This window comes from Sphingomonas sp. PP-CC-3A-396, from assembly GCF_004343105.1.
GTDB lineage: Bacteria > Pseudomonadota > Alphaproteobacteria > Sphingomonadales > Sphingomonadaceae > Sphingomonas.
Genome location: NZ_SLYF01000003.1, coordinates 496,981 through 509,903 on the forward strand (window position 1 = coordinate 496,981; position 12,923 = coordinate 509,903).

Below are 12,923 nucleotides of genomic sequence, written 5' to 3' on the forward strand. Positions count from 1 at the left end.
TAACAAAAGGGGCTTTTATGACAGAATATCGTAGTCTTTCCCGGGTCGGGCTTGTTGCCGTCGGCATCACGACGATGGCGCTAACCGGGTGCGTCAATCCGTCGGCGAAGATCGCGACCTCGCTCGAAGGCTATGGCTTCCAGCCTGCCCAGTCGCAGTGCGTCGGCGATCGGCTCGAGGCTAACCTATCGCTCGGTCAGCTTCAGCAGCTCGGCCGCGCCGCCAAGGCATCGCGCCAGGGCGACACGACACCGGGGCGCCTGACCGCCAGCGATTTCATTCGCGTATCCGCGCAGGTGAGGGACCCGAAGGTTCCGCTGGAAGTCGGCAAGGCCGCTGCGGCGTGCGGCATTCTGACGGACCCCGCCTCGCCACTTTAATCACGCCAACCGCGCCGCTGCACGCGCCCGAAACGGCGGGGCGGCGGCGTCATGCAAGACACGTCCCGGATGGGCGTTTTCAGGAACACCACACATGCAAGACGTAACCTATGCGGGCGATACGGTGGTATCGAACACTCGCGATTTCGGGGCGCAAGCCTGGAGCTATGTCGAGATCTGGACACCACGGATCATCGCGGCGCTGATCATCCTCGTCATCGGCTGGGCGATCGCCCGCGCCGTGAAATGGGGCGTCGCCAAGCTCGTCAACAAGACGCCGCTCGCGATCCATGCCAACGAGCCGAATGCCAACCCGCGCAACCCGACGACAATCGGCGCACAGGTCGGTGATGCCGCCTATTGGGTGGTCCTCCTCATCGCGCTGTTCCTTGCGACCCAGCCGCTCGGTCTGGCCGGCGCAACCGGCCCGCTCGGCGACATGCTGCAGGGCTTCGGCACGGCCATCCCGAGGATCATCGGCGCTGCGCTGATCTTCTTCCTCGGCTACGTGCTCGCCAAGGTCGCCAAGAAGGCGGTCGAGGCGGTCATCACGGCCAGCCATGTCGAGCGCTTCTCGACGCATGTCGGCGCGACCACGCCGACCGATCCGACGATGCTGCCGCGTACCATCGGTGGCATCGTGTTCGCGCTGATCATCATCCCGGTCTCGATCGCGGCACTCGACACGCTCAACATCGCGGCGATCTCGCAGCCGGCAACCGCCATGCTGCGCATCATCCTCGACGCCATTCCGCACGTCATCGCCGCCGGCATGATCCTGGCCGTTGCCTATGTCATTGCCAAGTTCGCGTCGCGTCTGTTGACGCAGTTCCTGGCAACGACCGGCTTCGACCGGACGATCGGTTCGATCGGCATCTTCGGCAACACGGAAAACCGCGAGCTCGGCAGCACCAGCCAGTCGACCGGTCCGTCGTTCGTGCCCTCGAAGACGGTCGGCACCGGCGCATTCGTCGCGATCCTGATCTTCGGCCTGATGGAAGCTTTCCGCCAGCTGAACTTCGCCTATGGCTCGCAGATCATGGCCGAGGTGCTGACGCTGTTCGGGCAGGTCGTGTTCGGGGCGATCATCATCTTCGCATCGGTCGTCATTGCCCGCTTCGTGGCGCACGCGATCGAGCGTAACGGCGACCATGGCACGCGCGTTGCCGCCCCCGTCGTGCGGATCGCGATCATCGTGCTCGGCACGGCGATCGGCCTGCGCTTCATGGGTCTCGCCGACGACATCATCAACTTGGCGTTCGGGTTGCTGCTCGGTGCGATCGCAGTGGCCTTTGCCTTGGCGTTCGGCCTGGGTGGTCGCGATGCGGCCGGGAATGCCGTGAAGCGGATGCTCGACGGTGCCAAGTCGACCGACGACCGCGCCAACCCGGCCATCGACAGCGACCGCACGACGCCCCCCTCAGGAATGGCGTCGATGGATCGCCAGTCGGACGGCAATTTCGCCCGTCAGGATGACCGCGGCGACGTCCAGGACCTTACCGACCGCCCCCTGATCTGACTGCCCTTCCCGAGAGAACCAAAGGAAACTCTTATGAACACCGATACCCTCAACGGCACCGCCGCCAACGTCGGCGGCAAGCTCAAGGAGACGCTCGGCGGCGCGATCGGCGACAAGTCGCTGCGGAGCGAAGGTGCCGAGGACCAACTCGGCGGCACCATCCAGAAGACTGTTGGCCAAGCCAAGGATGCCGTCGAGGACAACATCCGCCCGCTGCTCGACTATGTCCGCCAATTCTCGAAGGAACGCCCCTTCACCGCTGCAGCCTTAGCCGGCGTGCTCGGCATCGCGGTCATCAACACCCTGCGCGGCAAGTAAGCAGCCAGAAACGCCGATTCCCAACGGCGGGCCGGGCAGCGATCGCCGCGCCCTGCCCGCCACCCCAAAGACCGACGGGCGCTCATCGATGCACCCCATGTTAGGCACGAAAGACATGGCCGACAGTCCACACCTCCAGCGCGCATCGACCATTGGTACGCCCGTCGGTCAGGTAGCCCGACCCCGCCGTATCGCTACCGCGCGACGGTTGGCCGCCGAAGTCATCGGCACGTTCTGGCTGGTCCTGGGTGGATGCGGCGCTGCGGTACTTGCCGCGGGCACGGGCGTTCCCGGCACGATCGGCATGGCTGGCGTAGCACTGGCGTTCGGCCTCACGGTCTTCACGATGGCGTTTGCCGTCGGCTTCATCTCGGGCGGCCACTTCAACCCGGCCGTCAGCGTCGGCTTGACGGTCGCCGGCCGCTTTCCCGTTCGCGACCTGCCGGGCTATGTCATCGCGCAGGTCATCGGCGGCATCTTGGGCAGCGCGGCACTGGCTGCACTGGCATCGGGCACCGCAGGATTCGACCTGGTCGCGAGCGGGTTCGCCGCGAATGGCTATGGCGTGCATTCGCCGGGTGGATACAGCGCGGCAACCGCATTCCTATCCGAGGCATTGCTGACCGCGGGCTTCCTTACGGTCATCCTCGGCGCGACCGACGAGCGCTCCCCGGCAGCGTTCGCACCACTGTCGATCGGTCTAGCATTGACGCTGATCCACCTCATTTCGATCCCGATCGACAATACGTCGGTGAACCCGGCGCGCAGCACGGGTCCCGCGCTGTTCGTCGGCGGATGGGCGCTGTCGCAGCTCTGGCTGTTCTGGATTGCTCCTTTGGGTGGCGCCGCCGTAGCCGGCCTTCTTGGTCGCTGGCTGTTCGCGCATACCGATGAAGATCAGTCGCCGGGGCCGATCGGCGATACACCGGTCGAACTGATGGTCGGCGATGACCGCAATACTGCACCGCTTGAAAGATAAACCATCGGGCAATCCCGAGGACGGCGAGCGGTAGTGCAACGGGTAGACAGCAACGCACGTCTCGAGGCGACACTAAACGAACCGCTTTGAGTGTATATCATAGTTAAGCTTCCCAATATCGGCATAAGTAACCGACCCTTACCTTTCACCTTATCTGTCGTACAGATTGTGAACTACCATACATCTCTACTTTGTATCAAAATGGGGCACTCTTGGTATGACAGATTTTTCATTACATCTATCGATTAACTGAGGCGTATCTTCGTGACGACGAGGGACGACCATGACGAACGATTGCCTGGATATCTTCACACGCCCCCATCACACCCTCGCGGGCACTATGTGGCATGCGCCCGAACACGCAACGCGGCTAGAATGCTCGATCGAGTCGAACCCCGCCCCCGCGATCGTCTGCGGCTTGCGGGACCTGCGTTACGTGATGGTCAACCGCCGTTTTCTTGCGCTTACCGATAGCGCGGACGAGGATTGGCGGAGACGCTCGATGTACGAGCGCAACATCCTTGAGGGCCTCGCGAATTACGAGTTGGTGAAGCGCGCGCTCGTCAACGCGCAGACGATCCCGCAAACCCGGGCTCGTCTGGCTATGCCTGACGGCACGTACCGGCCCGTGATCGTCACAGGCCAGCCCGTGACCGTCGCCGGCCAGCCGTGCATGCTGTTTACCTTCACGGATATTGGGGCATGGCAAGAGACTGAACGCTGCCACGATCAACTGCGCACAAGCGTCCAAACCGCGTTCACAACCTCGTCGGCGTGCATGACGATCGTCGATCCGGCCGACAACGTCGTGACAGTTGCGAATGAGAGTTTTTGTTCATTGCTCGGCTACTCACTCAACGAACTATCCGGTCGATCGACTGACGACATCGATATCTGGCCATCGGGAATTGCAACCGGCTTCGTCCGTACGAAGTGCGGACAGCATCTCGAATGCGTCATTTCCGAGGCCACGATCCTCGTCGTCGGCAAAGCCTACGCCCTGTGGACGTTTCAGGACGTGACCAGTCGTCGGATCGACGAACGCAGTCTGGCCGCGGCGATCGAAGCGACGATTTCGGAATCCAAATGGCTCAGCCATGCCATCTTGGATAATATGGCGCTTCGGTCCGCACCGTCGCGAGACGATGGCGCATCGGGATTGAGCGAACTCACTGCACGCGAACGCGATGTGCTGGCGTTGATCTGCGAGGGAATGGACGACAAGACGATGGCACGTACACTGCAAGTCAGCGGCAACACGATCCGCAACCACGTCGCTCGCGTCTACAGCAAGATCGGCGTCAATCGCAGAGTGGCAGCGGCCGCCTGGGGCCGCGCGCGAGGGTTTGACACCGGAAGCAATCGTGTTGCGCTACTGGCATGCGCCACCGACGCTCTATCGAACTGAAGGCATATCCCCTTCATCATGCAAATGCCCACGCTTTAAAAATCGCGCCTGGGGGACTCGGAACAACGCTGTCATCCGCCGCTCATGTTGAAAATACTATTTCGGCACGACAAATCGATCTGTCGGCTGCGTTCGCCTTTGGTTAGATAACAGTAACTTGGCCAAGCCACCGAACGAGGGAGCGTTCATCATGCAGAAGGATACCAGCAAACTTTCCAACGTGGCCAAAATTTCGGTCACGGATACGCTGTGTAAACTTACCGGCATTTCGCCATCGCAGACTAATGCCGGCGTGAAGTCGGTAGATACCGAAGAATCTTCTCGGGCCAAACCCCTTTCGCGCCGTGTTGGCACGATTCACCTCAAGCATTAAATTGGGAAACATATGAAACAAGCATTTACACTGATCGTCCTTGCCGCAGGCCTGTCCTTGACCGGTTGCCATACCGTCAACGGCGTCGGCAAAGACGTGAAATCCGCAGGAACGGCTGTATCGAACGCCTCAGGCGAGAGCGGCAAGAAGAAGTAGCGCACAATAGATTGGGGACTTCGTCAAATCGTCGCTCCCCAATCATTCATCCGCTCTTGGCGTTTTCGATTGCCTATAATTCCAACGCGCCAGACTTTATAATATCCGGCCACTGGCGGGATTTTTACTACGCTTTTTGCTAGGTATCGTTCGGCGTGAACTCGTGAGTTAGACTAGGTTTTAGTGCCCAGGCGCAGTCGCCGATGCTCAAGTGCGGTCGATGGCGTCCCGGATACGAACGCTCTATTATCGTCAGCTACAGCCCTTCCATCCAGATGGTGGACGCCGACTAATTACCATTCTCACGACGGGCGAACAGATCGCCGATGGATGCGACGAAATGCGTATTCATTGCGGCGATCGCAGCTTTCGGATCACGATTGGCTATCGTGCGCGCCAGGTCGTGATGGTGCGCCAACACGGCGGTACGCTGCCGTGCGGTTGTTCGCGTTGCCCAGGCGGCAGGCACAGCATGGACCATCATCGGCGCGAACGAGCGGACGATCTGCAAGAACAGCATGTTGCGCCCCGCCTGCGCGATCGCCTGGTGGAACGCGATATCGTGGCGGGTCAGCGCGTCGACGTCGGTACCGGCCGCTTCCATCGCCTCGGCCAGGCCGACGATCGTCCGTGCCTCGTCGTCGGTGCGCTCGATCGCGGCGAGTTCGGCGGTGCGGAGTTCCAGCGTGCGGCGCACGTCCCAGATCTGCACCATCGAGATCTGCGCCGTCGCCACCGCGTGATCAAGCGACGTCGCCATCACCGAACCATCGATCGCGGCAACTCGCGCGCGCCGGCCGTTGCCGACGTCGATCAGCCGCAACGCCGCAAGCGCACCGAACGCCTCTCGTAATACTGGCCGACTGACGCCAAGCTCGGCCGCGAAATGCCCTTCGGACGGCAGCGTGTCGCCGACCTTCATGTCGTTCGTGCGGATGTGCGTGCGGACCGCATGGACTGCCTGATCGACGAGCGAGCCGCCCTCGACCAGTCGCAGGCTCGCCGCGCTCATGCCGCAAGCCGTGGTGCGCGCAGCGACGACGGGGTCGCGCCGAACTGCCGCGAGAAGGCACGCGTGAAACTGGCGTTGTTGAGATAGCCGCACTGGTACCCGATCGACGATACCGGCAGGTCGGTCGCGATCAGCAGCTGACGCGCCGCTCCGAGCCGCCGGTCGAGCAGCGCGTCGGCGACCGTGCAAGCGAACATGTCGCGGAAGCCGCGCGTCAGCTTCGCTCGGTTCAGTCCACAGGCGCGCGCGATCGAATCGAGCGTCATCTTCTCACCCCAGCGCTCGTCGATCATCCGCTTCGCCGCGACGATCCGCTGGCTGTCGCGGGCGGACAATTGCCCGGCGCCCGCGAGAGGAACGAGGTCGTCCTCGACGATCCGCTGAAACGTGCTGGACAGGAGCTCGATGCATTTTGCCGAACGATGCGTGCTGCGCCAGGGTTCGGGCAACGTGCAATCGAGGATCGCCGCGACCATCATCCGCAACTCGCTCGGCAGATGGCACGCGATGTTCGCGTCGGGCGCATAATCGAAGACCCGCAGGCAGGCGCCACGTTCGACCGCAAGGACGAGGATCGCGCGCTCCTCCGAGGGAACCGTGCCGGTGGTGACGGTGACCTGCGCCGGCGCGTCATCGCCGAGTGTGAAGCAGAGGACCACCGCGTCGGCGGAAACAGCCGCCGGGTCGACCAGGCCCTCGCCGATGAAGGCCGCCATCTCTGGCGACACCGTGACCCGTTCCTTCTGCATGCTATCCTCACCCAACACCGATCTCCTGTTCCCGATTGCCGGGATTGAGTCGATCATGCAGCTATCGGATAGCTCGTACAAGAGCTATCTTACAGGTCAGGTGGTTGCCGATACCGGCGCGCGCCGCATCGCCATCGTGAAGGCGATGACCGAGATCGCGCTGGTCACCACGCCAACGATCGCGAGACCCTGCGCGAGATGCGCCTCGCCGCCCAGCATGCCGCTTGCCGCCGCGACCAGCGTCGGTGCGAGGCCGTAGCCGATCAGCCCGGCGATCGCGATGAACGCGCCGATGCACAGTCCGCGCAGCTCATTGGGGATCAGAACGGTCAATGCCACCGAGGTCACGACGCCCGTCACCGCGCCGCACGTCACGAGCAGGCCGACCGCGACCCCGAACAACGGAACCGAGGGCATGATCGGGAACAGCGCGGCAGGCACGCCAACCGCTGCGGCGACGATCGCACCGATCAGCAGGCCACCGCGCCGTCCGCTTTTCTGTCCCCGGTCGGCGGAAAGCCCACCGACGATCGCACCGACTACGCCCGAGCCAAAGAGCAGCGTGCCCATCCAGCCGGCGAACTGGTCGGGCTGCAGGTGGAAATTGCGCGACAGGACCGGCGAGACCCAGATCCCCGCGGCGGCATCGGCCATCACCACGCTGATCTGGCCGATGAACAAGGGGATCAGGAACACGCGACGCGCCCAGAGTTCACCAGCGACGACCTTGAAAGGCGCATGCGTGCCCGCCGCGACCTCCTGTCGCGCCGGCTCGCGCAACAGCAACAGCGGCAGGATGGCAAACACGCTGATGACCGCAAGGCCGAGATGGACGCTGCGCCACGGCATCATGCCTGCGAACCATGACGGCGCGCCGCCATGGGCGAACAGGCCGAACAGCGCGCCTGACAAGCCCAGGGCGAGCGCAACGCCGAGCGACTTGCCGAGGTTGACGATCAGCATGGCCCTGCCCCGCTGCGTTGGAACGCAAAAGTCGGCGCACAGCGACAGCGCTGCGGTCAAGGCGCCGGTCGTGCCGATCCCGGTCAGCATGCGCGCGACGAACAGCACGGGCACGCCCTGCGCGAACGCGGTGAGCACCGTCCCCAGCGTCCACGCGAGCGCAAGCGCGATCATCATTCGCACGCGGTTGTAGCGATCGACCAGGATACCGATCGGGATCGAGAACACCGCGAGAGGCAGTGCCGCCGACAGCCCCTGGATCAGGCTCAGCGTATAGTCGCTCAGGTGAAGTTCGGCTTTCGCGCCCTCCTGGACCGTCCCAAACGAGCCCATCATCGTGAAGCCGACCGCCATCGCCAGCGCGAGCGCGAGCAACGGCAGCAGCGTCCTTGCGAACGGCGGTGAGGTTGCCTCGATCGGTCGGGCGAAATCGGTCATGCGGATTCCTTATGCAAGCGCACGGCGCAATGCCTCGTGGCTGTCGCGGCGCGCCTGTTGCGAGACCGGACCGTCGGCGAAGACATCGAAGGCGTGATAGCCGCCGGGATAGACGTGAAGCTCGACCGGCACGCCCGCTCGGATCAGCCGCGTCGCGTAGTCGATGTCCTCGTCGACGAAGAGATCGAGCGCACCGGTCGCGATATAGGTACGCGGCAGGTTGCCGAGGTCGGTCGCTCGGGCTGGTGCGGCGTAGGGCGAGACGTCGTCGCCACCGGGCGCGTGGCCGAGCAACGAACTCCAGCCGAAGCGATTGCTCTGCGCAGTCCAGATAAACTCGCCGGCGTACGGATGCGGCGCGGCGGTGCACGTACGATCGTCGAGCATCGGGTAGATCAGGTGCTGGAACGCGAGCGCATATTCGCCACGGTCGCGCACCATCAGCGCCAGCGCCGCGGCATACCCGCCGCCTGCGCTCTGCCCCATCACGCCGAGCCGCGCCGGATCGATGCCGAGTTCCTTGGCATGGGCGATCGTCCAGGCGAGCCCGGCATAGCAATCCTCGATCGGACCCGGAAAGCTCGTCTCGGGCGCGAGGCGATACTCGACCGACACCATGACGCATTGGAGGTCGGCGATCAGCGGGCGGACCAAAGGATCATAGTCGCTGACCTTGCCCATGACATAGCCGCCGCCGTGGATATGATAGATACAGGGCAGGACGCCAGTGACGCCCACCGGGCGGAACACGTGCAGGTCGATATCCGGGGCTCCGGCAGGCCCTGGAACCGTATGGATCTCCAGCGTCGCCAGCGACTCGTCGGCCGGGGGAAACATCGAGGGCCGGTCGCGCATTGCCGGCAGGATATCGGCAGTGAGCGATATCGGCGGCAACATCTCCAGCAGCGGGCGCAGCGTCGGATCCACCAGGTGCAGGCTGTCCATCATTCTCTCCACGATCTTTGTTATGACGCGCGTTCGATATCGGAACGGCGTTCAGAACGCGAAGATCTTGCCCGGATTGAACAGGTTGTGCGGGTCCAGCGCATGCTTCAGCGTCCGCATCAGTTCGACCGCGTCACCGAGTTCGGCGACCAGCCAGTCCTGCTTGCCGATGCCGATGCCGTGCTCCCCGGTGCACGTGCCATCCATCGCCAGCGCCCGCTCGACCATCCGTGAATTGATCGCCGAAACCTCGGCCAGTTCGGCTTCGGACTCCGGATCGATCGAGAACACGACGTGGAAATTGCCGTCGCCGACATGGCCGAGAATGGTTGCCGGGACCGACGAGGCCTGGAGGTCGGCCTTCGTCTCGCCGATGCACTCCGCCAGGCGGCTGATCGGCACGCACACGTCGGTCGCCCAGCCGACCGCGCCGGGGCGCAGGTTGACCGCAGCGTAATACGCCTCGTGCCGCGCCTTCCACAGCTTCGAGCGTTCCTCGGGCAGATTCGACCAACGGAAGTCGCCGCCGCCGTTCGCCGCCGCGAGTTCGCGCACCGTCTCGGCCTGTTCGTCGACATAGCGCGGCGAGCCGTGGAATTCGAAGAAGAGTGTCGTCAGTTCCGGGTAATCGAGCTTCGACCAGGCGTTGACCGCCTTCATCTGCATGTCGTCGAGGATCTCGACGCGAGCGAGCGGCACGCCGATCTGGATCGCCTGCACCACCGTATCGACCGCGCCGTTCAGCGTGTCGAAGCTGCACACCGCGGACGAGATCGCCTCGGGTATCCCATGAAGCCGCAGCGTCACTTCGGTGATGATCCCGAGCGTACCCTCGGAGCCGACGAACAGCCGGGTCAGGTCATAGCCCGCCGCCGACTTGCGCGCGCGGCGGCTGGTGCGGATCTCGCGACCGTCGGGCGTTACCACGCGCAGGCTCAGTACAGCCTCGCGCATCGTGCCGTAGCGCACCGCGTTGGTACCGCTTGCGCGCGTCGCGGCCATCCCGCCGATCGTCGCATTGGCGCCGGGATCGATCGGGAAGAACAGCCCCAGGTCGCGGATATGCTCGTTCAGCTGCTCGCGGCGGACACCGGCCTGCACCGTGCAGTCGAAGTCGTCGGCGTTGATCGACACGATCTGCGTCATCTCCGACAGGTCGACCGACACGCCACCTTGCACCGCCAGCGTGTTGCCCTCGATCGAGGTGCCAGCCCCGAACGCCACGATCGGCACCTTGGCGGCGGTACACAGCTTGACGAGATCGACCACCTCCTCGGTCGATCGCGCGAAGACGACCGCGTCGGGCAGCATCGGTGCGAAATGCGCCTCGCTGCTACCGTGGTGGAGCCGCATTGCGTCGCTCATCTGGAGCGCGTCGCCGAACCGCTGCTTGAGCGCCGCGACGAACGCCGGGTCGAGCGGTGCGCGCTCGATATGTTCGAATTGCATGGTCATCCTAGAACCGGAAGCTCGCGCGCACGCCGTAGCGGCGGCGGTCGCCCTGGATCGCGAGGTTCGACGCCAGCGGCGCGAGCCCGGCGCGGACCAGCGCAGACTTGTCGATATAGCTCTCGATGAACTTGGTGTTGAACAGGTTGGTGCCGAACGCCGTGACGGTCAGGCCGCTCGAGAAACGGAAGCCGAGCGAGGCGTTGGTGATCGCATAGGCCGACAGTTTCGGCGCGACATTGGGGTCGAGCGAGGAGCCGACCCGGCTGCCCTTGCCGAAGATCCCGGCGTCGAGCAGCACCGCATTCTCGCCGACCGGCACGGTGTAGGTCGTGTTGAAGTTGAAGTTGTAATCGGGCGTGAAGATGATCCGATCGCTCGATACGTGGACGCCGGTGGTCGCGAAATACTGGCTGTCGTCGGTGATGCGGGCATGGAGATAGGATGCGCCGGCATCGATCCGCCACTGGTTCGTCACGCGCAGATGCGCCTCCACTTCGGCGCCGTAGCTTTCGACGGTGCCGGTATTGAGGTTGATCGCGACGAATCCCCCGCTGGTGTTGGGCGCGAGCGAGTTCTGGCCGATGAAGTCCTTATAGTCGTTGTAGAACACGTCGGCGTTGATCGTCAGGCGACGGTCGAACGCGTCGAACTTGGTGCCGAGTTCGTAGGTCCAGACATTGTCGCCTTTGTAGGTCGCATCCTCCGGCCGCGTACCCGGACCGTTCTGGCCACCGCCGCGGATACCCTTGGCGACCGACGCGTAGCTCATCACTGCCGGTGTCCAGTGCTGCGTCAGCGTGACGCGCGGTTGGAATTGGTCCTTCTTGTACTCGGGTGCTGTATACGGCGTCGTGCCGTTGACTTGGCTCGCGACCAGCTTCTGGTGATCGTAACGGCCACCTACCGCGAGATCGAGCGTGCCGACTTTCAGGAACGCGGTCGCGAAGATCGCACGCGTATCGTTGCGGACATAGGTCGACGACGGCGTGGTCGAGGCCGGCACTGGGAAGGTCGGCCCCAGCAGCGCGCGGAAATCGATCGTCGTCAGCTGGTCGCTCGTCTGCGTGTAGCGGTTGCCGTACAGCCCGATCAACGTCGAGAACGCGTCGCTCCACTGCGTATCGAAGCGCAGTTCGGCGGTCTTGGTCTTCAAGGTCGAACCACCGCGGGTGCGGAGCAGGTCGACCGCGCTGAAATCACCGTCGTTGATTCCGGCGACATTCTTCTGGTTGTAGGCGCCGATCGCGGTGATCTTGGTTTTCAGCGAGGCGGCATCGAACTCACCCTTCACGTTCGCGCCGTAATAGTCGATTACCGCACGGTTGAGGACATTAGTCGCGCCGTCGAGGCGGTAATCGGTCGGCCCGGCGACGTGGATATACGACGTGCTGCCGCCCGCGGTCCGGTCGTAATTGCCGTTGACGGTGAACACCGCCCAGTCGGCCGGCGTGAAGCGGAGCGTGCCGCCGACACTCTGCTGCTTCAGCGGGTTCATGTCGCCGATCGTCAGCGTGTTGCGCATGAAGCCGTCCTGCTCGTGATAGGACGCGCCGATTCGGAACTGCAGCAGGTCGCGTACGATCGGCCCGCTGACAGAGCCCGAGACCGACGCGTAATTGTCCGTGCCGGCGACCGCGGCGTCGAACCGCCCTTCCCATTCGTTGCCCGGCTGGCGTGTGATGACGTTGATCGCGCCACCCAGCGTGTTGTTGCCGAACAGCGTCCCCTGCGGTCCGCGCAGCACTTCGATCCGCGCGACGTCGACGATTGGCGAGTTGAGGTAGGACGTGTTCGGCTGATAGACGCCGTCGATGAAGATGCCGACGCCTGGCTGGACCGTATCGATCAGCGTCGTACCGATGCCGCGGATCGAGACGAACGCGCGACCGACGCTGTCCGAGTTGATGTTGAGCCCCGGCGTGTAGGACGCGATGTCCTTCACCGTGTTGACCTGCAACTCCTTCAGCCGGTCGCCGGTGATCGCGGTCACCGCGATCGGCACGTCTTTCAGCGACTCCTGGCGCTGGCGGGCGGTGACGACGATGTCATCGGAGCTGACGGGCGTTGCGGTCTTGGCCGTATCGGCGGCGTCCTGAGCGAAGGCCGGCACGGTCGTGAAGGCGGCGGCGGCGCATCCTGCGGCGAGCAATGTCTTAAAGCGCATCGGATCCTCATCCCTGTAGAGCGCCGATCCATTGCCGGCTACTTCTACAGTCAGAGCTATCCGATAG

At 63.8% G+C, this 12,923-nt stretch carries 13 protein-coding genes; 7 read left to right on the forward strand and 6 right to left on the reverse strand.

Annotation, left to right across the window (positions count from 1 at the left end; translation table 11 throughout):
* The first annotated feature begins 17 nt into the window (after nucleotides 1-17).
* From C8J40_RS08280 to C8J40_RS08310, 7 genes are all read left to right on the forward strand, one after another.
* On the forward strand, nucleotides 18-380 hold the full coding sequence (locus C8J40_RS08280; RefSeq protein ID WP_243693275.1) for a hypothetical protein: 363 nt from the start codon (nucleotides 18-20) through the stop codon (nucleotides 378-380).
* Nucleotides 381-474: 94 nt separating this feature from the next.
* A complete protein-coding gene (locus C8J40_RS08285) occupies nucleotides 475-1,899 on the forward strand; it encodes a mechanosensitive ion channel (protein ID WP_132740673.1) in 1,425 nt (474 codons plus the stop codon).
* Between the two features lie 33 nt (nucleotides 1,900-1,932).
* A complete protein-coding gene (locus C8J40_RS08290; RefSeq protein WP_132740676.1) occupies nucleotides 1,933-2,217 on the forward strand; it encodes a CsbD family protein in 285 nt (94 codons plus the stop codon).
* A gap of 190 nt (nucleotides 2,218-2,407) precedes the next feature.
* Nucleotides 2,408-3,196 carry an aquaporin Z gene (aqpZ, locus tag C8J40_RS08295; RefSeq protein ID WP_132740927.1) on the forward strand — a complete coding sequence of 263 codons (789 nt, stop codon included), beginning with the start codon at nucleotides 2,408-2,410 and terminating at the stop codon, nucleotides 3,194-3,196.
* 418 nt (nucleotides 3,197-3,614) lie between these two features.
* Nucleotides 3,615-4,604, forward strand: coding sequence for a LuxR C-terminal-related transcriptional regulator (locus tag C8J40_RS08300; RefSeq protein ID WP_165911388.1), 990 nt, complete (start codon nucleotides 3,615-3,617; stop codon nucleotides 4,602-4,604).
* Nucleotides 4,605-4,794: 190 nt separating this feature from the next.
* Nucleotides 4,795-4,977: a hypothetical protein gene (locus C8J40_RS08305; RefSeq protein WP_132896594.1), complete on the forward strand. Its 183-nt coding sequence runs from the start codon at nucleotides 4,795-4,797 to the stop codon at nucleotides 4,975-4,977.
* 12 nt (nucleotides 4,978-4,989) lie between these two features.
* Nucleotides 4,990-5,133, forward strand: coding sequence for an entericidin A/B family lipoprotein (locus tag C8J40_RS08310; RefSeq protein WP_132740684.1), 144 nt, complete (start codon nucleotides 4,990-4,992; stop codon nucleotides 5,131-5,133).
* Nucleotides 5,134-5,422: 289 nt separating this feature from the next.
* On the opposite strand, the gene C8J40_RS08315 is transcribed toward C8J40_RS08310, so the two are convergent.
* The 6 genes from C8J40_RS08315 to C8J40_RS08340 all read right to left on the reverse strand — a co-directional run bounded on the left by C8J40_RS08315 (nucleotide 5,423) and on the right by C8J40_RS08340 (nucleotide 12,856).
* Nucleotides 5,423-6,145: a FadR/GntR family transcriptional regulator gene (locus C8J40_RS08315; protein WP_132896595.1), complete on the reverse strand. Its 723-nt coding sequence runs from the start codon at nucleotides 6,143-6,145 to the stop codon at nucleotides 5,423-5,425.
* Nucleotides 6,142-6,894 (reverse strand): AraC family transcriptional regulator, encoded by a 753-nt coding sequence (locus tag C8J40_RS08320; protein ID WP_132896596.1) that lies wholly within the window; start codon nucleotides 6,892-6,894, stop codon nucleotides 6,142-6,144. Before C8J40_RS08320 ends, C8J40_RS08315 begins: the two co-directional genes overlap by 4 nt.
* Nucleotides 6,895-6,990: 96 nt before the next feature.
* Entirely contained in the window at nucleotides 6,991-8,295 is a 1,305-nt protein-coding gene (locus C8J40_RS08325; protein ID WP_243693276.1) for an MFS transporter, read from the reverse strand.
* 9 nt (nucleotides 8,296-8,304) lie between these two features.
* Nucleotides 8,305-9,243, reverse strand: a complete 939-nt coding sequence (locus C8J40_RS08330; protein WP_243693277.1) for an alpha/beta hydrolase — start codon at nucleotides 9,241-9,243, stop codon at nucleotides 8,305-8,307.
* A 48-nt stretch (nucleotides 9,244-9,291) separates the two neighbouring features.
* Nucleotides 9,292-10,695, reverse strand: coding sequence for an FAD-linked oxidase C-terminal domain-containing protein (locus C8J40_RS08335; RefSeq protein WP_132896598.1), 1,404 nt, complete (start codon nucleotides 10,693-10,695; stop codon nucleotides 9,292-9,294).
* Between the two features lies 1 nt (nucleotide 10,696).
* Nucleotides 10,697-12,856 carry a TonB-dependent receptor gene (locus C8J40_RS08340; RefSeq protein ID WP_132896599.1) on the reverse strand — a complete coding sequence of 720 codons (2,160 nt, stop codon included), beginning with the start codon at nucleotides 12,854-12,856 and terminating at the stop codon, nucleotides 10,697-10,699.
* Nucleotides 12,857-12,923 lie beyond the last annotated feature (67 nt).